Annotated in this window: 20 protein-coding genes; 14 read left to right on the forward strand and 6 right to left on the reverse strand. The window is 61.6% G+C overall.

Annotation, left to right across the window (positions count from 1 at the left end; genetic code table 11):
- Positions 1 to 235: 235 nt before the first annotated feature.
- Positions 236 to 1,018: a methyltransferase domain-containing protein gene (locus VH599_02635; GenBank protein ID HEY7347189.1), complete on the reverse strand. Its 783-nt coding sequence runs from the start codon at positions 1,016 to 1,018 to the stop codon at positions 236 to 238.
- A gap of 98 nt (positions 1,019 to 1,116) precedes the next feature.
- On the opposite strand from VH599_02635, the gene VH599_02640 reads away from it, so the two are divergent.
- The 3 genes from VH599_02640 (at position 1,117) to VH599_02650 (ending at position 4,492) form a co-directional block, all read left to right on the forward strand.
- Positions 1,117 to 2,367 carry an MFS transporter gene (locus tag VH599_02640; GenBank protein HEY7347190.1) on the forward strand — a complete coding sequence of 417 codons (1,251 nt, stop codon included), beginning with the start codon at positions 1,117 to 1,119 and terminating at the stop codon, positions 2,365 to 2,367.
- A gap of 75 nt (positions 2,368 to 2,442) precedes the next feature.
- Positions 2,443 to 2,994, forward strand: a complete 552-nt coding sequence (locus VH599_02645) for a hypothetical protein (protein HEY7347191.1) — start codon at positions 2,443 to 2,445, stop codon at positions 2,992 to 2,994.
- A 37-nt stretch (positions 2,995 to 3,031) separates the two neighbouring features.
- Positions 3,032 to 4,492, forward strand: a complete 1,461-nt coding sequence (locus tag VH599_02650) for an amidase (GenBank protein HEY7347192.1) — start codon at positions 3,032 to 3,034, stop codon at positions 4,490 to 4,492.
- A gap of 283 nt (positions 4,493 to 4,775) precedes the next feature.
- On the opposite strand, the gene VH599_02655 is transcribed toward VH599_02650, so the two are convergent.
- A complete protein-coding gene (locus VH599_02655) occupies positions 4,776 to 5,948 on the reverse strand; it encodes a hypothetical protein (GenBank protein ID HEY7347193.1) in 1,173 nt (390 codons plus the stop codon).
- The gene (locus VH599_02660; protein ID HEY7347194.1) at positions 5,938 to 6,681 is read right to left on the reverse strand and encodes a sigma-70 family RNA polymerase sigma factor; all 744 of its coding nucleotides are present in this window, start codon (positions 6,679 to 6,681) and stop codon (positions 5,938 to 5,940) included. The genes VH599_02655 and VH599_02660 overlap by 11 nt, the downstream gene beginning before the upstream one ends.
- A 248-nt stretch (positions 6,682 to 6,929) precedes the next feature.
- On the opposite strand from VH599_02660, the gene VH599_02665 reads away from it, so the two are divergent.
- The 11 genes from VH599_02665 (at position 6,930) to VH599_02715 (ending at position 18,089) form a co-directional block, all read left to right on the forward strand.
- On the forward strand, positions 6,930 to 7,814 hold the full coding sequence (locus VH599_02665) for an LLM class flavin-dependent oxidoreductase (GenBank protein ID HEY7347195.1): 885 nt from the start codon (positions 6,930 to 6,932) through the stop codon (positions 7,812 to 7,814).
- 9 nt (positions 7,815 to 7,823) lie between these two features.
- Complete coding sequence (locus VH599_02670) at positions 7,824 to 9,950, forward strand: FAD-dependent monooxygenase (protein HEY7347196.1); 2,127 nt, start codon at positions 7,824 to 7,826, stop codon at positions 9,948 to 9,950.
- 71 nt (positions 9,951 to 10,021) lie between these two features.
- The gene (locus tag VH599_02675) at positions 10,022 to 11,062 is read left to right on the forward strand and encodes an alpha/beta hydrolase-fold protein (GenBank protein ID HEY7347197.1); all 1,041 of its coding nucleotides are present in this window, start codon (positions 10,022 to 10,024) and stop codon (positions 11,060 to 11,062) included.
- Positions 11,063 to 11,186: 124 nt separating this feature from the next.
- A complete protein-coding gene (locus tag VH599_02680) occupies positions 11,187 to 11,981 on the forward strand; it encodes an SDR family NAD(P)-dependent oxidoreductase (protein HEY7347198.1) in 795 nt (264 codons plus the stop codon).
- Positions 11,982 to 12,003: 22 nt separating this feature from the next.
- Positions 12,004 to 12,795 carry an enoyl-CoA hydratase family protein gene (locus VH599_02685; GenBank protein ID HEY7347199.1) on the forward strand — a complete coding sequence of 264 codons (792 nt, stop codon included), beginning with the start codon at positions 12,004 to 12,006 and terminating at the stop codon, positions 12,793 to 12,795.
- A gap of 3 nt (positions 12,796 to 12,798) precedes the next feature.
- Positions 12,799 to 13,209 carry a RidA family protein gene (locus VH599_02690; protein HEY7347200.1) on the forward strand — a complete coding sequence of 137 codons (411 nt, stop codon included), beginning with the start codon at positions 12,799 to 12,801 and terminating at the stop codon, positions 13,207 to 13,209.
- 217 nt (positions 13,210 to 13,426) lie between these two features.
- Positions 13,427 to 14,218 (forward strand): CTP synthase, encoded by a 792-nt coding sequence (locus VH599_02695; protein ID HEY7347201.1) that lies wholly within the window; start codon positions 13,427 to 13,429, stop codon positions 14,216 to 14,218.
- Positions 14,219 to 14,250: 32 nt separating this feature from the next.
- Positions 14,251 to 15,474, forward strand: coding sequence for an acyl-CoA dehydrogenase family protein (locus VH599_02700; protein HEY7347202.1), 1,224 nt, complete (start codon positions 14,251 to 14,253; stop codon positions 15,472 to 15,474).
- Between the two features lie 64 nt (positions 15,475 to 15,538).
- Complete coding sequence (locus VH599_02705) at positions 15,539 to 16,426, forward strand: hypothetical protein (GenBank protein HEY7347203.1); 888 nt, start codon at positions 15,539 to 15,541, stop codon at positions 16,424 to 16,426.
- 83 nt (positions 16,427 to 16,509) lie between these two features.
- Positions 16,510 to 17,850 (forward strand): phenylacetate--CoA ligase family protein, encoded by a 1,341-nt coding sequence (locus VH599_02710; GenBank protein ID HEY7347204.1) that lies wholly within the window; start codon positions 16,510 to 16,512, stop codon positions 17,848 to 17,850.
- 32 nt (positions 17,851 to 17,882) lie between these two features.
- Complete coding sequence (locus VH599_02715) at positions 17,883 to 18,089, forward strand: hypothetical protein (GenBank protein HEY7347205.1); 207 nt, start codon at positions 17,883 to 17,885, stop codon at positions 18,087 to 18,089.
- A 167-nt stretch (positions 18,090 to 18,256) separates the two neighbouring features.
- On the opposite strand, the gene VH599_02720 is transcribed toward VH599_02715, so the two are convergent.
- The 3 genes from VH599_02720 to VH599_02730 all read right to left on the reverse strand — a co-directional run bounded on the left by VH599_02720 (position 18,257) and on the right by VH599_02730 (position 21,489).
- Positions 18,257 to 19,015, reverse strand: coding sequence for a CoA-transferase (locus VH599_02720; protein ID HEY7347206.1), 759 nt, complete (start codon positions 19,013 to 19,015; stop codon positions 18,257 to 18,259).
- Positions 19,012 to 19,929 (reverse strand): CoA-transferase, encoded by a 918-nt coding sequence (locus VH599_02725; GenBank protein HEY7347207.1) that lies wholly within the window; start codon positions 19,927 to 19,929, stop codon positions 19,012 to 19,014. Before VH599_02725 ends, VH599_02720 begins: the two co-directional genes overlap by 4 nt.
- A 114-nt stretch (positions 19,930 to 20,043) precedes the next feature.
- Positions 20,044 to 21,489, reverse strand: coding sequence for an aminotransferase class I/II-fold pyridoxal phosphate-dependent enzyme (locus VH599_02730; protein ID HEY7347208.1), 1,446 nt, complete (start codon positions 21,487 to 21,489; stop codon positions 20,044 to 20,046).
- Between the last annotated feature and the right edge of the window lie 96 nt (positions 21,490 to 21,585).

Genomic DNA, 21,585 nt, shown 5'->3' on the forward strand with positions numbered 1-21,585 from the left:
AACAGCGACTTGTGTCAAGGAGGTGATACAGATAACCACGGGGAGGATATCCCTTGAAGGCGAAGCATTATCTGCTCCCGAGAACATGCCGCGATTCGAGGAGCTCAAAAGGAGTTTAGCGATTCATGCAGAGATCAGTAAATAGAGAACGGTTAGTGCGAGCGCGACGGAGATGGGTGGCGGTAGGCTGGCATCCCCCAAAAGATTGATGTGCTGACCCTGGGTAACCACTATCTTATGCTGGGCGCGTAGCCGCAAACAGCGTGCGCCGGAAGCCATAGAAGATCGGGCTGGAAGGGAAACGCTGGCGCAGTTTCTGGCGATAGCGTTCCAGAAACCGCCCCTGCATCTCTTCAGAGAAACGCTCGAAATAGGGTACCAGCGCCGTCCCCGATACCCAATCAACCAGCGCGTCGGCATCCTGAAGCACATGGGGATAAATCTTCTCGAAAACGATCAAATCTTCGCCGCCCTGCGCGTAGAGCAGTTCAGCATACTCCTCAATCGAAAGCACCGGAACAGGCCGACTCCAGCCGTTGAGCGCCTGGGCAAACGGTTCCTCGTGGACGGTCTCGCTTATCAGCGTGTGCGTCGGGTGGCTATAGTTGGAGGGAAGCTGCACAACCAGGTGCCCGCCTGGGCGCAGCAGCGAAAAGAGCCGGGGGATGAGCCTCTGATGATCGTTGACCCAGTGAATGGCTGCATTGGAAAAGATCAGATCCCACTCGCCTGCGGCTCGCGCACCCGCGCCCACTGCCTCTTCAATCGCGCCCAACTCAAAGCGCAAACCAGGGCGCACAAAGGACGCCGATTTCGCCAGCATCTCTGGCGAGCTATCCAGCCCCAACACATCGCTGCCGGGCAGCGCGTCGGCCAGCCGCCGCGTTAATTCGCCTGTCCCGCAGCCCAGATCGATCACGCGCAAGCCCTCGCGCCGCTTTACCAACTGCAACAAATCAGCAAAGGGCGCAGACCGTTCTTTCTGAAACTGATGGTAGCGTTCGGGGTTCCAGGGCATGATAACAACTCCTTCTAAAATAATTCAGCAGTGGTCAGACCTTCGCAAACATTCTATACTCTTGAGTAGAGCCAGAAACAAGGAAGGCGGCGCGCTCTTTGGACAACCAGATCAGCAAAACTTCCACAACAGCCATCGCGCCAGCGCCAGCAAGCGAAGAAACGGCGCAAGCAACGGCGCATGTGCCGTATCTACGCGCCACGCTGGCGCTGTGTGTCGGCACGCTCACCCTGCTGCCATCGGTCTACTCACCGCAGCCGATCCTGCCGCTGCTTAGCCAGGATTTCCATATCAGCGCGGGCGTTGCTGGCCTCACTCTCACCGTCTTCAATGTGGCGCTGGCGACAGCTCTGCTGATCGCCGGGCCGCTCTCAGACCGCATCGGGCGGAGGCCCATCATCATCTTCGCCAGCCTGCTGGTCGTCATTCCTGCCCTGGTAGCCGCCTGGACGCCCACCTATGGCCTGCTGCTGGTGGCGCGAGTGGCGCAGGGCATCCTGACCTCTGGCATCGGGGCTGTCGCCATCGCCTATCTCGGCGACGAACTGCCGCCTGCGGAGCGCGGCAGCGCCATTGGCTGGTACGCGATGGCGCAGAGTTGGTCGGCGCTGCTGGGGCGCGTTGGCGGTGGTGTCATCGCGGGGCCGTTTGGCTGGCGCATCATGTTCGTCGCGCTGGGGCTGCTCTCGCTCGTTGGCGCGCTCATTCTCACGCTGGGCTTGCCGCAGGCGCGGCGCTTCCGTCCCAACGCAAATATGCGCGGCGCGTTCCGCCAGATGGCCGGGACGCTGCGCTCGCGCGTCCTCATCAGCGGTTATCTGGTCGGCTTCTTGCTGGGGACAGTACTGCTGGGCTTCCTCACCTATATCAGCTACTATCTCTCCGCGCCGCCGTTCAACCTGTCCACCACTGCGCTGGGACTGATCTTCCTGGCTTATGTCTTTGGACTCCTCGCGCCAGCGGCGGGCAAGCTCTCGACGCGCATCGGACGTCGGCCAGTCATCAGCCTCTGCCTGCTCATCATGGCCGCTGGCATTCTCCTTACGCTCGTTCAGTCGCTGCTCATCGTCATTCTGGGCGTGGTGCTGCTGGCGTTGGGCTTGATCTCCGCCTTTGGCGTCGCCAATGCCTATGTCAACGACAACGCTGCTGGCAGGCGCGGCGGCGCAACCGGCCTCTATCTCTTCGGCTGGTACATTGGCGGCGCTGCCGGAGCCTTCGCCCTGGGTCCGATCTGGACGCGCTATCACTGGCCGGGCGTCACGCTCGTCGCGCTGGGCATGATCGCCCTGAATCTGCTGGCGCTCTGGACGCTGGGGCGCGGCAAACCCGCCGCTGAGTTCAAGTGATATACTGCTTCCAGGCGAGGAGGAGGTGTATCTCGCGCCTTCATCGCAGATCGCGCCTTGAAACGAGAGACAGATATGCTGGCTTATTTCTTTACACACTGGCCGCTCGAATCAATCCCTTCGGAACACTACGAAGCAGCCCTGCGATCCTTTCATCAATCGCTCGCGGCGCACCCGCCACAGGGATTTCATCAATCCTGGGTGATAGCCGTCCAGGGGCTTCCCTGGGCAAATCGCGGCTTGGCCGCGTATGAAGACTGGTATCTCGTAGATGATTTTGCGGCGCTCGGTGTCGTCAACGAGGCTGCTGTCAGCGCCCCACACCAGGAGACGCATACAGCAGTTGCTCGTATGACAGGCGCCGGGAAAGGCGGCGTTTACGCCCTGGTACAAGGAGCCTGCGAGCCAGCACAGATTCGCTATGCAGCCTGGTTTGGGAAACCGGCAGGGATGACCTATGCCGCGTGCTTGCAGCAGCTTGCCACCATTACGAACCAACCCGGAGCCGCGCTCTGGCTGCGCCAGATGGTACTTGGCCCTGGCCTGGAGTTTTGCCTGCATACCGCGCACTCGCTCGCCTTGCCGGAAGCGTTTCAAGCCCTTCAGGTCGAAGTCAGGCAAGTCTAAACAAGACGCTTATGGCAAGCATGATGAGGAATTGTGAATGTCTACAGATCGCCCTTCATCGCAGCATACCCCTGATACCCTGCTTGACCGGTCCGTCGCGGAGTTGGGCCGCGCCCTGCGTGATGGCTCGCTTTCGCCAGTGGACCTGACCGAAGCCGCCTTGCGCCGCATCGAAGCCATTGATGGAGCGGTGCGCGCCTTTGTCACCGTCACCCGCAAGCGCGCTGTAGAGGATGCTCGCCGGGCCGAGCGCGAATTGCAGGCGGGACAGGATCGCGGGCCGCTGCATGGCATTCCGCTGGCCCTCAAAGACCTCGTTGCCACGCGCGGTATCCGCACCACCGCAAGCTCAAAGGTGTTAGCCGACTCTATCCCCGACGAAGATGCTGCCGTTACCGAGCGTCTGATGACAGAGGGGATGGTGCTGCTGGGCAAGACGAACACGCACGAATTCGCGTATGGAACCTTCACACGGCCCACCGCCAATCCCTGGGATTTGGAGCGCGTCCCTGGTGGCTCCAGTGGTGGCTCTGCCGCTGCCCTGGCGGCGCGGATGTGTACGCTCGCCATCGGCACCGACACCGGCGGCTCTATTCGCATCCCTGCCGCCTGCTGCGGCGTTACTGGCCTCAAGCCAACCTATGGGCTGGTCAGCGCCTATGGCGTCATCCCCCTAAGCTGGTCGCTCGACCACGTTGGCCCGATGGCCCGCTCTGTGGAAGACTGCGCCCTGATGTTGGACGCGCTGGCCGGACACGATCCGCGCGACCCCGCCAGCCTGCCCAACCTGCCCGCCAGCGCCTCATATGCCGCTCCATTGCAGCAGCAAGCCGAGCGCGCGCCGCTGGCTGGCCTCCGTCTGGGCGCACCCGAAGACGAATATTTCACCGTGGCCGACCCGCAGATCAAAACAGCCGTCGCAGCGGCGCTGAAAACGCTGCACGACCTGGGCGCAGAGATCGAAAGCGTGCGCCTGCCAGAAACATTTGGTGAACTCTTCCGGGCCTATCGCGGCGTCCAGATGCCCGAAGCCACCGCCGCGCACATCGAGGCGGGCTGGTGGCCTGCCCGCGCCGATGCCTACAGCGCCATTGTGCGCAGCCGCCTGGAGCAGGGCGAGCAGTTTCTCGCCACCGAGTATGTCCAGGCCCAGCGTCTGCGCCGCGCCTTCAGCGAAGGCATGCGAACGCTGATGCAGCACGTGGACGCCCTGGCGCTGCCGACGCTGCCCATTCTGCCGCCGCGCATTGACCAGCTTGAACAGCCTGTCACTCTGGGGAATCACGAGTTCGACGCCAGCGGCGCGCTGCTGCGATTCACTTTCCCTTTCAACATGACCGGCCAGCCCGCGCTGGCGCTGCCCTGCGGCTTTTCCATGTCGGGCCTGCCCATCAGCCTGCAACTGGTTGGTCGTCATCTCGACGAGCCGACCCTTTTGCGCATCGGCCATGCCTATCAGCAGACCACCACCTGGCATCTGCGCCGCCCTGACGTATGAAACGTCATCTTCACCCCTGGCTGGCTCATCCTGAAGGGTGGCTGGCTCGTGCTCCCGCACACCCGTAGTTTCTGTAGTTTCTGTAGTTTCTTGAGCTGTTGAAGACCTTTCTCGGTTGTCAAGAGCAGGGGTTCCATTCCTCTGTTCACTCCTCTTGAGAGGAGGGATGTCTTCAGAAACTACAGAAACTACGGGGGAGTACTTTCCATACCCCACCAGCTTCACGTCTTCATCGCGGACCATCTTGCTATACACACAACCCTTGCCTCGATTCAGACCGAGGTCAGGACGTGCCGCTGCCATCCTCACTACCGCCGCCGCCTCCAGGGCCACTATTGCCGCCGCCAGAGCCATCGCCGCCGCCACTGGAGCCGCCATCATCGCCCCCGCCGCCATGCCCGCCATCGTCGCCTGGCTCCGGTGTGCTGCCAGGCGTCCCCTGCCCGCCGTGATCGTCGCCGCCTGACCCGTCATGATGGTCGTCATCAGTGTTAACGATCTTCTGAGCAGCGGTCCCGTCGGGGTTCAGCACCCCAACCGAGATTTTGTCGTCGCGCCAGTCCGAATGGCTGATCATGGCGATCAAGGTCGTCGCGCTGTTCTGGCTCACTGTGCCGAGCGCCCTGCCATTGATGACCAGCCGCGCCCCTGGAGCAAAGTTTGTGCCTGTCAGCGTCAGCGTCACGGTATCATTTGACCCTTCGGTGGCGCTGACCTGGGTCACAGTCGGGATAGGAACCCCCAGCGCCCCCAGTTGCTGAGTGAAGGCCAGCCGCAGCGACCAACCAACCTGCTTCAGCAGGCGATAAAGCGTCATCGTTTCACCCTGAAGCGCCTTTGCAAGCGATTGCTCTGCCGCGTCGCGCTCTGGGCCGGCTGGCGTCGCTGCCACTGCCGCCTGGCTATCGCGCGTGTCAGCAGCCACGATAGTGAGCGCCTGCGTAATATCCGCATCCGAACGCCCATCGCCAACCACCGTCTCCAGGTCAGCAAGCGCGCTCTGCAACTGCGAAATCTGAATATTGGCGCGGTCTGCCGGGCTGCCCGCGCTCGCCAGTGCTATTTGCTGCTCCCAGCTCTTCAGGCCATAGAGCAGGTCGCCAGGCAGACTCCTGGCAGCAGCGGTTGTCACGCCAAAAAAGGCGAGCAGCAAGACGGCTGCGGCGCTCAACGCGCTCACCCAGGCGCGGCGGACTGACACGCGGCGAGACCGTTCCCCGGCGCGTGGAAGTAGCCTCAGGCGAGCAATATGGCCGTTGTGGTGCGCCCGCGCCCGCGCGCGAATACGCGACTCGATCCGCTCGGTCAGGGCTGGCGGCGGCTCAACGGTATTTAATCGGAGAATCGCTTGCGCAGCAGCAATTCTGGCCGCCTCATCATCACTCATATCCGGCTGCCAGGAGGCGTCAGACAGGCGCTGCTCGATCAGACGGTCCAGGTCTTCTTCACGATTCATGCCCGCCCTCCTTTCCCTTTCCCTCCAGATGATGCCCCCTTCGGAACCGCCCTTGCGGGAACTGGGTTCCCGCACTCTCGCCTGCGGCTCGCGGGCGGCTGCCCACAAAGCCTAACTGCTCCGCCAGCTTTCCTAACGCGCGGAACTGTAAGGCGCGCACCGCTCCGGGCTGCTTTTTGAGCGCGCGCGCCAGGTCTTCGATGCTCTGCCCGGCCAGAAACCGGCCTATCACCACCACCTGCTGCTCAGTGGTCAGGCTGCCCAGCGCCAGCCCCAACTCCTCCAGGGTCTCGCGCCATTCCTGCAAGGCCGCTGGATTGCTCGCCAGATCAGTTGTCATCACCTCTGGCTCCCAGCGATCCTCTTCTGTCTCTGCACTGTATCCGCCCAGAGGAACCAGGCGCATAGCGTCACGCTTCTTGCGATGCAGCGCCCTGGCGATCTTCCCCTGGGCAATCTGAATCAGCCAGGCATAAAATCCGGCCTCATGTTCGGCGCGGAGCGCGCCGATGGATTCCACCATCACCAGAAAGACATCGGAGACGATGTCTTCAACCAGATCAGGCTGCCCCAGCCGCGCCAGCACATAGCGATAGATCACTGGCAAGGCGCGTTGATAGAGCGCAACCAGCGCCTCTTCATGGTGTTGGCGTGCCTGCCGGATCATATGAGCAAAGGCGGCGGCACTGAGTTGTTCCTGGCTGGTCGTAAGCCACCTCCAGCGACCCTTCATCAAGCCTTGCAAGGTTCCTCAAGAAGATAGTGCTTCTGCACGGCGATTTGTTACGCGCCACATCCTACCTCGCCCTCGCTGCCAGGGCTGGCGGCGGTACACGCGGCGCTGCGGGCATATTCGGTATAATATACTTGCTGGTTCATCCTGGCTAGCAGCCGCTATTTTCCGCTCACTCTGGTTATAATGAGGTACGCTGTTGGCTACACACTATCGAACGGACCATCTACAATAAAGGGGGCGCCGTTATGCGAGTTGGCGTGGGGCTGCCTAACGCCATTCCTGGGACCGACGGCCAGCGCCTGATTGAATGGGCCAGGCGCGCCGACGCGGGGCCGTTCTCCAGTCTGGGTGTGCTTGATCGCCTGGCTTATGACAGCTATGATCCCTTGAGCGCGCTGGCCGCCGCTGCTGCCGTCACGAGCCGTCTTCGGCTGGTGACGATGATCGTCATTGGCCCGCTGCGCAATACCTTGCTGCTGGCAAAGGCTGCCGCCTCCGTGGATGCCCTCTCCGGCGGGCGGCTGACACTGGGGCTGGCCGTTGGCGCGCGCAAGGCCGATTACGAGGCCGCTGGCATGGACTATCACTCGCGCGGCAAGCGCCTCTCAGAGCAGCTTACCGCGCTGCGCGACTATTGGGAAGATGAGCGTATCGGCCCACGCCTGGCGCGTCCAGGCGGACCGCCGCTCTTGATTGGCGGCTCAAGCGACCAGGGTTTTGCTCGCGTGGCCCGCTATGCTGATGGCTACGTACATGGCGGCGGCCCACCCAGAACCTTTGCCCGCGCGGCAGATAAAGCCTGCGCCGCCTGGAGCGACGCCGGACGCCCCGGCAAGCCTCAACTCTGGGCGCAGGGTTACTTCGCCCTGGGAAACGAGGCCGCTCACATGGGCATGAACTATCTGCGCGAATACTACGCCTTTACCGGCCCATTCGCCGAAAAGATCGCCGCTAGCCTGCTCACCACACCCCAGGCCATCGCGCAGTTTCTGCGCGGCTATGAAGAAGTGGGATGCGATGAACTCATTCTTCTGCCAACCTCTCCTGATCTGGCGCAGATCGATCAACTGGCCGCCGTTCTTGACGGGCTGGGCAGACGCGGGCGCGCCGCCGCGCCAGAGCGAGCATAGGGGGCCGCTGTGAAGATCGTTATCCTCGGCGCTGGACCTGCTGGCCTCTATGCTGGCCTGCTCATCAAAAAAGCCAATCCCGCGCACGACATCACTATCCTTGAGCGCAACCCGGCGGATGTCACCTATGGCTGGGGCGTCGTCTTTTCTGATCGCACGCTGGCCTCGTTCCAGCGCGCCGATTATAAGACCTACGAGCAAATCGCCAGCCAGTTTGTCATCTGGGACGCCATAGACACCCGCTATCGCGGCGAAACCATCCGCTGCGGCGGCCACGTCATCGCCAGCATCACTCGCAAGACGCTGCTGCATATCCTGCAACAGCGGTGCGCCGAACTCGGCGTCAACCTGCGCTTCAGCGCAGAGGTCAACGACCTGGCCGCGCTCCCCGACTACGATTTGCTGATCGCCGCCGATGGCCTCAACAGCCTCGTCCGCAAAACGCATGAGCCAATCTTTAAGCCAGCTATCGAACTGGGCAAAGCCAAATATATCTGGCTGGGCGCAGAGAAAGTGCTGGACGCCTTTACCTTCATCTTCCGCGAGAACGAGCATGGTCTCTTTCAAGTTCACGCCTACCCCTTCAGCGGCACAACCAGTACCTTTATCGTCGAATGCGACGAGGTATCCTGGCTGAAGGCCGGGCTGGACAAAGCCGACGAAACGCAAAGCCTGGCCTATTGCGAGCAACTGCTGACCGACGATCTGAACGGCGCAAGGCTGCTCTCTAATAACTCGAAATGGATCAATTTTCCTACACTCAAAACCCAGCACTGGCAGCATGGAAAGATCGTCTTGCTGGGCGACGCCGCACACACCGCCCACTTCTCTATCGGCTCCGGCACGAAGTTGGCGATGGAAGACGCCATCGCGCTCGCCACCGCGCTTGAACAATACGCCGACCTAAATACCACCCTCACTGAATATCAGCTTGAGCGCAAGCCCGTCGTCGAAACGTTTCAGCGCGCCGCGCAGGAAAGCCAGCACTACTTCGAGACGCTCAAACGTTACCTGGGCCTCGACCCGATCCCCTTCACCTTCCAGTTGCTCACGCGCAGCGGCAGAATCACCTACGACGACCTGCGCCTGCGCGACACGCGCTTTGGCGACGCGGTTGATCGCTGGTATGCGGCGCGGGCAGTTAAAACCGCCAGCCTTGCGCCGCCGCCGCTCTTCACGCCGCTTAAACTCCGCGAGGCCATCATCCCTAACCGCGTGGTCTTGCTTCCTCGCCCGACCTGTCCGGCAGAGCATGGCGTACCCAACGATACGCATCTTGCTGATCTGAGCAGCGGCGCGCTTGGCGGCGCGGGCCTGGTTCTGACGCCGCTCACCGCCGTCTCTGCCGAAGGGCGCATCACACCAGGCGACACCGGCCTGTATACCCCCGCGCAGCAGGCCGCCTGGGCGCGCGTCACCGAGCAGATACACCGCCACACGCCAGCGAAGATCGCGCTTCAGTTGGGCCACGCCGGGCGGCGCGGCGCGACCCGTCCGCGCTCTGAGGGCCTGGATAGACCGCTGCGTCAGGGCGGCTGGCCGCTCGTCTCAGCCTCGCCAATCCCCTATACGCCACAGCAGCCCACGCCCAGAGCGATGGACTGCGACGATATGAACCGTGTGCGTGATGATTTTGTGCGCGCCGCCAGGATGGCGCACGAGGCAGACTTCGACCTGCTGCATCTGCACATGGCTCAGGGCTATCTGCTGGCAAGCTTCCTTTCGCCAGGCGCCAATCAGCGCGCGGATGAATACGGCGGGCCGCTGGAAAACCGCCTGCGCTTCCCGCTGGAGGTCTTCGACGCTGTACGCGCCGCCTGGCCGGAGGAGAAGCCGCTCTCGGTTGCCCTTTCCGTCAGCGATGGCGTCAGGGGCGGCTTCGAGGTTGAGGACGCCGTAAGCGTGGCCCACACGCTCAAAGCGCATGGTTGTGATATGATCGAGGCGCTGGCGGGCCAGACTGTTCCTGACGCCGAACCAGCCTACAGGCGCGGCTTCCTGACACCCCTGAGCGATCAGGTGCGCAACGAGGCAGGCATCCCAACGATGGTTGGCGGCTATCTCACGACCACCAACGAGATCAATACCATTGTGGCCGCTGGCCGCGCCGATCTCTGCATCATGGAGCCACGCTAGAGCGAAAGAGCGTAAAGCCAACACCGAGGCAGGCACGTCCCCTGCTTCGCTTTCACCCTGGGAAGAATAACATGTTGACCTTTGCCCAACTGAAGGACCATCCCGAACTGCTTACACCTGATATGCGCTCGCCAATCTTCCACCCCGACGGCACGATGACGATCCTCTGGGAAGGCGACCCTGGCTCAGAGGAACCCATATGCGTGAGCGAATGGTGGGAGCAGCCGCAGCCGCTGGAGCGGCTTCCCAGCACAAATCTTTGGGGCGGTGATTTCCCCGCGCAAGACCTGCCGCGAACAGTTTGCTCCTGGGTGGATGTCGGCAACGAGCGCGAACCTTTGTCATCCCCCCGGCACAGCAGACATGTGCTTGGCCCCGACCTGCCGGAGCCGTTGACAGCAGAGGGCGAATCATCAACGCTGGCAGAGGATATTACCCTGCCCGCCCCTGGCCTCGACGGAGAGCAGCGGCGGGTGCGTATCTATCTGCCGCCCGGCTACGAGGCAGGGCAGCCCTATCACACGCTCTATCTCACCGATGGGCAGATGGAGCTTGATACGGAAAAACGCTTTCCTGTTGTGACAGACACCTTGCGCTATAGAAACGAAGCGCCGCCTGTGATTCTGGTCGTCATGGATAACGGCGGCCCGGAGCGGCAAGAAGAATATATCGCGGGCGGCAGCCGCAACCTGGCGACACGCCGCTGGGTCTGGGAAACTGTCATGCCCTATGCCGGGGCGCGCTATCCGGCCATCGGGCGTTGGGCAGTGGGAGGCTCGAACGGCGCCTCGATGGCGCTGCAACTCGCGCTGGGCCGACCCGATCTTTTCAGCGGCGGCGTGTTCTTCTCTCCCTGGCATCGGGATGGCCTGGAAGATGTGCTGCGACTGGCCGACGAATGGCCGGGCGGCGGGCGCTTCGTCATCAGTCATGGCAATTTCGGCCTGGGGGAGCGCAAGAACCTGCCCGGCGCGCACGCCCTCGTCGAGCATCTGCACGCACGCCAGGCGGTGGTACACTTCATGGAGCGCGACGGACACGGCCATACCTTTTATGCCTGGGAGCTTGCTATGCCAGACTTGCTGCGCTGGCTCTTTGCCGATCTGCGCTGATGTTCAGACGAAAGGCACAACCTGTGCAGATGCCGCGTGTACCGCCGCCGTCCCTGGCGGCGCATCGCTCGATTGCCGAGACGCGGCGCTTCAGGGAGCATAAGCAGAGAGGATAAGACCATCTATGGCAGATAATCAACAGTTAGTACTTGCCGGGCGGCGCGCCGTCGTGACAGGCGCGGGGCGAGGCATTGGCCGCTGCATCGCTCTGGCGCTCGCCCGGGCCGGGGCCGATGTCGCCGTCACAGCGCGCACCCAATCTGAACTTGAAACACTCGTCGCTGATATTCAGGCGCTGGGCCGCCACAGTCTGGCGGTTCGCTGCGATGTCACCGACGCCGATCAGGTCAGGTACATGGTGGAAACGCTGCTGGCTGGTCTGGGTGGCCTGGATATTCTGGTGAACAACGCAGGCAACGCGGGCAGCCACAAGTTTGCCAATCACCCCGACGACCTCTGGCAGCGCATGCTGGCAGTCAACCTGACCAGCGTCTACTACGTCACCAAAGCCTTTGTTCCGACGTTCATCAACCAGCGCCAGGGCCGTATCATCACCGTCGCCTCTATCGCTTCGCGGGTTGGCGGCGGCTATATCGCGGCGTATACTGCCGCCAAGCATGGCGTGCTGGGCCTGACTCGCGCCCTGGCCGTCGAACTCATGCCCCACAATATCACCGTCAACGCCATCTGTCCTGGCTATGTGAACACGCCCATGACCGACGCCAGCATTGCCAACATCGCCACTCGCACCGGCATGAGCCAGGCACAGGCGCGCGAAACGCTGGAAAAAAGCAGCCCGCAGCATCGCCTGATGGAGCCAGAAGAGGTAGCCGCCATCGCGGTGTTTCTCGCACAGGACATCGCCAGGGGCATCACCGGCCAGGCCATCAACCTGGATGGCGGCGGCGTCATGTCGTGATCTGCTTGAAAGAGGACCGCTCATGAGCTACGACTTTCTCTATGAAATCAGCGATGGCATCGCCACGCTCACGTTTAATCGCCCCGAAGTGATGAACGCTCTCACCTTCGAGGTCTATGCCCAGCTTCGTGACCTCTTTGCCGGGCTGCGCGCTGATGAATCCGTGAAGGTCATCGTGCTGACCGGCGCTGGCGATAATTTCTGCTCTGGCGGCGATGTCTATGAGATTATCGGCGAACTGCTCAAGCGCGATATGAAAGGCCACCTGGAGTTTACCCGCATGACCGGCGCGGTGGTCCAGAACATGCGCCTGCTGGATAAGCCTATCATTGCCGCCCTCAACGGGACCACCGCCGGAGCCGGAGCGGTCATCGCCCTGGCCTCCGACTTGCGTATCGCCTCGGAGAAAGCGCGCTTCGCTTTCTTATTTAGCAAGGTTGGGCTGACGGGCGCGGACATGGGCGCGGGCTATCTCTTGCCGCGCGTCGTCGGGCTGGGCCGCGCCTCCGAACTGCTCTTGCTGGGCGATACGATTGACGCCGCCACTGCCGAACACTACGGACTGGTCAATCGCGTCGTACCCCATGCCGAGCTGATGGGCGCCGCCTATGCCTGGGCCAGAAGGCTGGCGCAGGGTCCGACACTGGCAATCTCGATGACCAAGCGCATGCTGAACCATGAACTCAGCCTGGACCTGGCCTCGGCCCTCGAAGCCGAAGCGCAGGCCCAAGCGCTCATGCTGATGGGCGACGACCACCGCCGCTTCTATGAAGCGTTCAAGGCGAAGGAGAAGCCGACATTTACGGGGAGGTAGCATATGAGCAAGAAGATCATCAACCCAGCATCTTTGCCGCGCCCAAGCGGCTTCAGTCACGGCATCCTGACAACCAGCGGGCGCATGCTCTTCCTGGCTGGGCAGGCAGCCATCAATGCCGAGGGGCAGATTGTCACGCCGGGTGATCTGGTGGGGCAATATGAAGAAGCGCTGCGCCACCTGCAAGCGGTGGTCGAAGAAGCTGGCGGCGCGATGCAAGACATCGTGAAGATCAATATCTTCGTCAAGGACCGCGACGACTATCTGAAACACCTGAAATCCTTAGGCGCGGTTCATCACTCCTTCTTTGGCAAATACTATCCGGCTACCGCCCTCTTCGAGGTCTCGCGCTTCTTTCAGGACGGCATCCTGGTAGAGATCGAGGGCATCGCCATGCTGGGCGCTGACAAATAAATGGCAGCCGGTTATGACACAAATCTACCAGTAGAGGGCGGCATCCAGACATCATGCCCTGGATATGTGCTATGCTTGGAGTAGATACTGAAGCGATAGCAGGCGATAATGTAGCAATTTCAGCCTGGCAGCGGCTGAGCGCCCGGTCCAGACTGGCATATATCAGACGGCCAGATACAGATCGCGTCCGGGGGCGCGAGATAGAGAGAAACAAACGATGAAACAATCCATCCGTATCGGGCTGATTGGCGATTTCAGCCCACACGTCAAAGCGCATTACGCTATCCCGCGTGCGATAGAATTGGCCCTGTCCGGCCTGGACTGCCAGGCCGAAGCATCCTGGCTCTCCACGCCTCTCCTGGAAAAAGCGGATGCTGAAGAGACCCTCGCTGGCTATGATGCGCTCTGGTGCGTTCCTGGCAGCCCCTATGAGAGTATGGACGGGGCGCTGCGCGGCATCCAGTTTGCGCGGGAGCGCCACGTCCCTTTTTTGGGAACCTGCGGTGGTTTCCAGCACGCCATAATCGAATACGCCAGAAACGCGCTGGGGCTGGCTGAAGCAGACCACGCAGAGTCAAACCCGGATGCCGCCATGCTCTTGATGGCGCCGCTCACCTGCTCGCTCGTCGAACAAGGAGGCGCCATCACCTTCCGCCCAGGCTCGCGCATCGCCACCATCTATAACCGGCTTGAAGCCTACGAGCAGTATCATTGCAGCTATGGCCTCAATCCCGGCTATCAATCGCTGCTGGAGCAGGGCGGCATAGAGATTACCGGCTGGGACAGTGACGGTGAGGCGCGGGTCTTCGAGCTTCCAGAGCATCCCTTCTTTATAGGGACACTCTTCCAACCAGAACGCTCCGCCTTGAACGACGTTGCCCACCCGCTCATCAGAGCCTTCCTGGAAGCGGCCAGCGCCGCCCGCGCCGGTTCCGCTTCAACCGATAAAAAGCAGCAGCCGACAGGGCCGCGCATCAACAAAATACGCTCTCAACCTCGATCAGCCTGAAGACCCTCGGCCAGAGGAAGCGGGGAGCCATCATGAACTTTCATCTGACACCTGAACAGCAGCGCGTTCAGGCAGCGGCGCGTCAGTTCGCAGAGCAAGAGGTCGCGCCGCTCGCCCGCGAGGCAGACGAAACGGGCATCTTCCCGCTTCATCTCGTCCGGCGCATGGGCGAACTCGGCTTCCTGGGCGGGCTGATTGAGCCGGAATATGGCGGCGCGGGCGCGCGAGCGACCAACAGGAGCGAGAGTGCGGGAACTAGGTTCCCGCAAGCACCCGTCGCCGCAGGCGCGGGCATGGACTATGTGAGCTACGCCCTGCTCTGCGAAGAGTTGGGACGAGCCGACTCGTCTGTGCGCGGTTTCCTGACCGTCCACACCAGCCTGGTCTCGCTCTGCATCCGCGATTGGGGGACAGAGGAACAGAAGCGTCGCTATCTGCCCCACCTGGCGACGGGCGACATGATCGGCTGCTATGCCCTGACCGAGCCGAACGCTGGCTCCGATGTCGCCAGCATGGAAGCCACTGCCCAGGAGGACGGCGACGAGTATATCTTGAACGGCGAAAAAATCTGGATTACCAACGGCCCCAGCGCCCATCTCGCCATCGTCTTCGCCAGCCGGGACCGCGCAGCAAAGCATCGCGGCGTCTGCGCCTTTCTGGTCGAAACCAGCACGCCCGGCTTCCATCGCCAACCCATGCCCGGCAAAGAGCTAGGGCATCGAGCCTCGGAACACGCTCATATCAAGCTGGAAAACTGCCGCGTACCCAGCAGCGCCCTGCTCGGCGCACCCGGCGAAGGCTTCAAGGTCGCTATGTCTGCCCTGGATCGTGGCCGCCTGGGCGTGGCTGCTGGCGCTGTCGGTGTGGCGCAAGCTTGCCTGGATGCCTGCATCGCCTTCACGACGCAGCGCCGCCAGTTCGGCCAGCGCCTTGCCGATTTCGAGATGATTCAGGCCGACCTGGCCGATATGGCCGCCGACCTTGAAGCGGCGCGGCTGCTGGTTTACCGCGCCGCCTGGACCAAAGACCAGGGCTTGCCCGCCACCAAAGCCACTTCTATCGCCAAGCTCTTCGCCACTGAATCCGCCATGCGCGCCGCCTCGCAGGCCGTGTTGATTCATGGCAATCGCGGCTATTCCAACGAGTATCCCGTCGAGCGTTATTACCGCGACATCAAAGGCATGCAAATCTACGAGGGCGCCAGCCACATCCAGCGCATCATCATCGCAAGGGAGTTGGTAGGGCGGGAGAAATAACCCAGGCTCTACGCCTCCGGGCGCTTGATACAGGTGGTATAGTGAAGCTGAAAGGTGGGTGAGGATGCAGCAGAAGCCGGATTACGACCAGATTGTAAAGCTTTCGGCCATCACTGATCCTCAAGGCTTTCTCAATGTCTTTGCCAGGGGCTTGAAGCTGTACACTACCCGCTCAGAAGAGTTGCCTTCGCAGGCGCGGCGTGCCGATGAGGTCTGGGAGGTTGTGTTTTTTGACGGCCAGCATGGCATTCTCCATATCGAGTTTCAGACCGAGGTAGAGGACAATATAGGCTTGCGAGTAGCTGAGTATGCCCTTCGGCTCTTTCGCCACTACAAGCTGCCGGTGCATTCAGTTGTGATTTTCTTGCGACCTGCGAAGAACGTACCAACCTCTCCCTTCGGATGGGATTGGAACACGCAAGAGGAACTCCGCTACCATTACGAAAGCATCCGGCTCTGGGAGCTTTCAGCAGAACAACTTTTAGAGACACCCTTTTATGACATCTGGCCGTTCGCCGCGCTGATGCACAGGAAAGTCACTCTGGCATACGAAATGGCGCTCGCAAAGCGTATCGCCCAGGCGCCCATCGAGCGTGAGCATCTAGGCGATATTATGCAGCGGCTAGGCATCCTGGCGGGCATTCGGCTATCTAAGAGTGACAGCGATAAACTGCGAGAGAGGATTAACGCTATGATGGGTGAAGAAATCTTGAAAGAATCAACCTATATTCAGGTACTCATCGAGAAATGGCAGCCAGAAATCCTGGCAAAGAGAGAGGCCGAAGGCATGCACAAGATGACCCGGGTCGCCTTGGAGGGACGCTTTGGCACGCTCAGCGATGACCTGCTGGCAGCGTTGGAGACAGCAGACCAGGAGACGCTGGAGGGCGTTGTAGCACATATCAGCACTGATACACTGGAGCAAACACGAGCGCGCCTGGGCTTGAAGTAACAAGATAACTTTTGCCTGGATACCACCGCGAACCATAGACGGACACCGGAGTCTATCCATCTCAGTGAGGGAGGGCAACACCTATGGCTTATTCCGAGTTCTGGAACCCCAAGAACGAAACCTTACCCCGCGACCAGTTGCAGGCGCTGCAACTCCTGAAGCTGCGCCGCTTGTGCGAGTGGGCCTATGCCAACACCGCGTTCCACAAGCGCCGTTTTGATGCCGCCGGTTTCAAGCCGGAGCAGCTTCAGACGCTCGATGACATCAGGCGTATCCCCTTCATGACCCGCGAAGCGTGGATGGAAGGGCAGTTAGCCCATCCCATGTTCGGCGACCTGCTCGCAACCGATCAGGCCAACGCCATCCGCTATCACCTGACTTCCGGCACCACCGGGCGCACGCCCATCCGCGTATTGGACAGCATGAAGGATTGGGACTGGATCGCCGAAATGTGGTGCTATGGTCTGTGGGGCTTCGGCGTCCGCCCGGAGGATACCGTCTATTTCGCCTTTGGCTACGGCTCCTTCATTGGCTTCTGGGGCGCGCATTACTGCTGCGAAAAGATCGGCGCGCTCGTCATCCCAGGTGGAGCGCAAACGACCGAGGCCCGCGTCAAGCAGATCGTCGAGATGGGCGCAACCGTCGTCTGCTCCACGCCCACTTATGCTCTGACCCTCTGGCAAAAGGCCAGGGAGCTAGGCATTGACCTGGCGAAAGAGAGCAAAGTCAACAAAATCATCCTCTCTGGCGAGCCAGCGGGGTCTATTCCAGCCGTCAAGCGCCAGCTCGAAGACGCCTGGGGCGCGAAGTGCGGCGATACCGCAGGCATGACCGAGCTTGGCACCATCATGATCTTCGAATGTTCGCATCAGCCAGGCGGAACGCATATCATCGAAGATCACTTTATCGAAGAGGTGATCCATCCCGACACCGAAGGGCCAGCAGACTATGGCGAACTTGGCGAGCGCGTCGTCACTTCGTTTGGCCGGGGCTTCATTCCGGTCATACGCTATCGCACCAAAGATATGGTCCTGAAAGTCCCCGCCAGCGCGTGCGACTGTGCGCGCACCTGGGACATGTACGAGGGTGGCATTCGTGGCCGCTGGGACGACATGAAGCTCATTAGGGGTACGAACGTCTACCCTCGCGCTGTCGAGGCAATCATCCGCGAGTACGCCGCCATTGACGAGTTCCAGATTTACGTCTGGCACAATGACCTTCAGGACGAAATCACCATCAAGCTCGACATCAAGCCCGGCTTTGAGGCCGAATGGGCCGATCTTCAGATTGGGCTAGCCAAAGACTTGTCCCAGGCGCATGAGGGGCTGCGCTTCAATATCGAGCGCATCGAGTATGGCACGCTGCCGCGCTTCGAGTTGAAAGCAAAGCGCCTGGTTGATGCCCGGCCCGTCGCCAAATATTAAGCTGCCTCTGGCAGTTGCGAGGAGAGATACCCATGACCAACACCGATCTCCTGGGCAAGCCGCTCACCGAGCAGGAGCAGGAACTGCTCAACCTCTATGAGCGGCTTAAGAAGTTGGCCGAGCAAGACGACCTGGCGCCCTGTGTCGCGCGCAACGTCCGCAAGGCGCTAGCCTCCATGTGGCAGGCCACCAACGACCTGAACCTGCAATTCGAGCAACTCTACGACCTGGGCGTGTAATACCACTGGGAGCGCGGACTTCCAGACAGCTAGACGTTTGGCCGCCTGAAGCGCCAGGCAGGGTAGCTGCGCCATTCCTCTGCACTGTCTCAGGTTCGTTCTCCTGTACACCCATAGCTACAGTAGCTATGGTGTGAGCTTTTTATACCCTTTGGCCTGCCGAATGCTCACCCTCTGAGCAGCCGCAGTTCCTCATCGGTTGGCGACTGGCTTTCGGCGAGCGGCTCGGCTCGTCGAACCTCCCAGCCCATCTCTGCGCGCGCCTCATCCAGCGTCACCCCAGGATACAGCGAGACAAGCTGCATCTCGCGCTCAGGGTTGCTAAAATCAAACAGCGCCTTGTCGGTAATGACCAACTGCGGCCCCGCGCCAGACATACCCAGTTCCTGCCGGGCGACACCTCCGCTCAGATGGCCGGGACTGGTTACAAAATCCAGGTGATCCACGAAGCTGCGCCGCTTGAGCGGCATAATGATAAAGACCCGCTGCGCGTTAATTGCAATCTCGCACGCGCCGCCGCTCCCCGGCAGGCGCACCTTTGGCGCGGCATAGCTGCCAATCACGCTGGTATTCAGGTTGCCATAGCGATCAATTTGTGCGCCCCCCAGCAGCGCCACCTCCACCAGTCCACGTTGCAGATACAGCCCAAACAAATCAGCCATCGGTACCACCGAAGCTGCCCCGCTGATCAATGCCGGGTCGCCAATCGAGAGTGGCTGCCGCGCTGGCTGCGCGCCATACACCCCCGACTCATAGATCAGTTCCAGGTCAGGCGCGACGCTGCGCCGCGCCAGATTGCAGGCGATATTCGGCAAACCCACGCCGACAAAAACGGTGCGCGTCCCGGCCAGCGCCCGCGCCGCCGCAATAATCATCATCTCTCTGGGCGTATAGCCCATCTCATTCTGTGCGCTCGGCTCTGTCATCGGTACACTCCATAATCAACAGGGCTGGCAGACGCCGGGCCAGGCTTCAGACGTTCCAGCACTTCCGCCCCAAGCTTGCGCAGGTATTCAGCCCGATCTTTGACGGCATACACCCACTCATCCAGCCATGCCTGCACCCGCTCCTGATCGCGCGAGATGGCATCCCACTTGAGATAAAACTCGTTATCGCGGTCATAGTAACCCTGCACATACGAAGGATACGCGCCAAACGGCTCACAGACCACCGCGCTCACAATCAATCCGGGGATCAAAGTGCGATTCGGGTCGGCGCGGATAACGGCCTCATCCACGATCTCTTCCACCACCACGATCACCTTGCTGGCCGCAAACGCCACCTCTTTTTGTACGCCCAACAAGCCCCAAAGCTGCGTATTGCCCTGGCTATCGGCGCGCTGCGCGTGGATGATCGCCACGTCAGGATTGAGCGGCGGCACTACCGCTATCTTGCCATCACCATAGGGGCTTTCCACAAACCTGATCCGCTCATTCGCGCCGGGCATATCGGAGCCGATGTAGCTGCGCAGCGGAAAGAAGGGCAAACGCGCCGCGCCCGCCGTATAGCGTCCCACCATACCATAGTGCGAATACTCCTCGATCTCCAGCGGCGCGGGAACGCCCTTCTCAATCGCCCGGCTGACCGCGTGCAGCGAGCCGACGCCCGGATTGCCCAGGTAGCTAAATACCAGCTTGCGCGCCACGCCCGCCGCGATCATCTGATCATAGATCAGGTCAGGCGTCATGCGAATCAGCGTCAGATCACGCCGACGCTGGCGAATAATCTCGTGTCCGGCGGCAAAGCAGATGAAGGCCGTAAAGCCCTCTATCGCCACCGACAAGCCATCGCGCACGTGTTCAGCAATGGCCTCTTGCATGGATAAACGTTTATCAATCACGGCTGCTCCCTGTATGCAATCACTCGGCAATTATAATACCGCTGTGAACCTGCGGCCAATTACTCACGCCGAGACACAGCGGCAGCGCAGCGTTAAGCCGCCTTCCAGGCGGCGCTACAAGTGCGCGTTTCGCGCTCCAACGCCGCGTTCCGGCTCACCCAACGAAGTAACGAACGCGGCCAGCCCGGCCTGCGCCCGCTCCAACGCTGGCAGAGGCAGCGGCTCGCCAGCGGCTGGGTCATCCGCCGGAAGGCCATCAGCCCGCGCCAGCATATCCCACAGCGCGGCCTTGCGCTCTGCTGGCGTACCCTCCTCTGGCACACAGAGCAGGCTCGTCGCCGCGCGCAGGCGCAGCGCCTCCGGCTGCTCACCAAACGCCTCGCCAGGCAGCGTCGCAATATCCCACTCATCCAGCAGCAGCCGCGCCAGCCCTTCGCTGGTCGTCACACCCCGCGCCGCCAGCGCCGCGCGCCAGGGAGCGAAATCGGGATAGAGATAGAACCCTCCTGCCGGGCGAGCGCACAATATGCCGAGAGCGTTCAGCGTCTGATACAGCCTGCCGGTGATATGGCCGTGCAGCGCCGCCGAACGGCGCACATAGGTTTCTAGCTCAGCATTCGGGCTGAAGGCAACAACGGCGGCTTCCTGAACCGGCGTCGTGGCCGACGACCAGATTTCGCTGGCAAGCGCCCGCAGCGCCGCCAGCGCCTGGCCGCCCGCCTCCGTCTCTGGCAGCGCCGCGTAGCCCAGCCGCCAGCCGCCAGCCGAAAACGCTTTCGACAGCCCGCCCGTTACAATCGTACCCTCTGGATAGAAAGTGGCAGGCGAGACGTGCGCCCGCCAGCCATGCGCCAGTTCCGCGTAAATCTCATCGCTGATAATCGTCATGCCGCGCTCGCGCGCCCAGAGCGCCACCGCCTCCGCATCGGCGCGCGCAAACATCGCGCCTGTCGGGTTGCTGGGGCTGTTCACCAGCAAAATGCGCGGATCGGCCCCCTCCTGCCGGGCGCGCTCCAGAGCAGCCGAAAGCGCCTGCGGCGTCAGAGCGTGATGATCGCTCTCAGCGGTTTCAACCCTAATCACCTGGCGGCCCGCCAGGTGGGCATGCGGCGCGTAGCTTACCCACGACGGCGCGGGCAGCAGCAAATCGCCCGCAAGTACCTGCATCAGCGTATAGAGCAGCGGCTTGCTTCCAGGCCCAACTGCAATCCGCTCAGCAGGCACAGCGATGCCCCGCGTGCGCGAAAGATAGCGCGCAATAGCCTGGCGCAGCGCCGGTATCCCCAGCACAGGCGCATAGCTGGTGCTGGTCGCGTGCTCGGCAAGCGCCGCCCGCAGAGTGGGATGCAGCGGGAACGACGCCTCGCCAAAGCCCAGGTGAATAACCCTGCGCCCGGTGGCCCGCCGCGCCGCAATCGCCTCATTGATCGCCAGCGTCGGCGAGGCAGCGCGCCCTCCTGCCTGCGGCGCTAAACACAGCGGCGCGCCAATCTGGCGAGTATCTTCCTGGCGCTGGTCTTCTTGCCGCGCTATTATAGGATGAGAAAGAGGCGTCGTCATCAGGCTTCCCTCCAGGTGTAATAAAGAGGAATTGTGGCAATCAGGTATTCATAGCATACATCAGACACGCAATGCTACAGCGAAGGTAAATGGCAC

The organism is Ktedonobacterales bacterium, assembly GCA_036557285.1.
In the GTDB taxonomy this organism is placed as follows: Bacteria; Chloroflexota; Ktedonobacteria; order Ktedonobacterales; family DATBGS01; genus DATBHW01.

What these genes read in the sequence shown, in the direction of transcription:
- VH599_02645 (HEY7347191.1), top strand. Translation starts at nt 2,443, where the DNA reads ATGCTGGCTTATTTCTTTACACACTGGCCGCTCGAATCAATCCCTTCG.
- VH599_02705 (HEY7347203.1), top strand. Translation starts at nt 15,539, where the DNA reads ATGCAGCAGAAGCCGGATTACGACCAGATTGTAAAGCTTTCGGCCATC.
- VH599_02665 (HEY7347195.1), top strand. Translation starts at nt 6,930, where the DNA reads ATGCGAGTTGGCGTGGGGCTGCCTAACGCCATTCCTGGGACCGACGGC.
- VH599_02680 (HEY7347198.1), top strand. Translation starts at nt 11,187, where the DNA reads ATGGCAGATAATCAACAGTTAGTACTTGCCGGGCGGCGCGCCGTCGTG.
- VH599_02655 (HEY7347193.1), bottom strand. Translation starts at nt 5,948, where the DNA reads ATGAATCGTGAAGAAGACCTGGACCGTCTGATCGAGCAGCGCCTGTCT.
- VH599_02650 (HEY7347192.1), top strand. Translation starts at nt 3,032, where the DNA reads ATGTCTACAGATCGCCCTTCATCGCAGCATACCCCTGATACCCTGCTT.
- VH599_02730 (HEY7347208.1), bottom strand. Translation starts at nt 21,489, where the DNA reads ATGACGACGCCTCTTTCTCATCCTATAATAGCGCGGCAAGAAGACCAG.
- VH599_02675 (HEY7347197.1), top strand. Translation starts at nt 10,022, where the DNA reads ATGTTGACCTTTGCCCAACTGAAGGACCATCCCGAACTGCTTACACCT.
- VH599_02695 (HEY7347201.1), top strand. Translation starts at nt 13,427, where the DNA reads ATGAAACAATCCATCCGTATCGGGCTGATTGGCGATTTCAGCCCACAC.
- VH599_02710 (HEY7347204.1), top strand. Translation starts at nt 16,510, where the DNA reads ATGGCTTATTCCGAGTTCTGGAACCCCAAGAACGAAACCTTACCCCGC.
- VH599_02685 (HEY7347199.1), top strand. Translation starts at nt 12,004, where the DNA reads ATGAGCTACGACTTTCTCTATGAAATCAGCGATGGCATCGCCACGCTC.
- VH599_02635 (HEY7347189.1), bottom strand. Translation starts at nt 1,018, where the DNA reads ATGCCCTGGAACCCCGAACGCTACCATCAGTTTCAGAAAGAACGGTCT.
- VH599_02660 (HEY7347194.1), bottom strand. Translation starts at nt 6,681, where the DNA reads ATGAAGGGTCGCTGGAGGTGGCTTACGACCAGCCAGGAACAACTCAGT.
- VH599_02700 (HEY7347202.1), top strand. Translation starts at nt 14,251, where the DNA reads ATGAACTTTCATCTGACACCTGAACAGCAGCGCGTTCAGGCAGCGGCG.
- VH599_02690 (HEY7347200.1), top strand. Translation starts at nt 12,799, where the DNA reads ATGAGCAAGAAGATCATCAACCCAGCATCTTTGCCGCGCCCAAGCGGC.
- VH599_02720 (HEY7347206.1), bottom strand. Translation starts at nt 19,015, where the DNA reads ATGACAGAGCCGAGCGCACAGAATGAGATGGGCTATACGCCCAGAGAG.
- VH599_02715 (HEY7347205.1), top strand. Translation starts at nt 17,883, where the DNA reads ATGACCAACACCGATCTCCTGGGCAAGCCGCTCACCGAGCAGGAGCAG.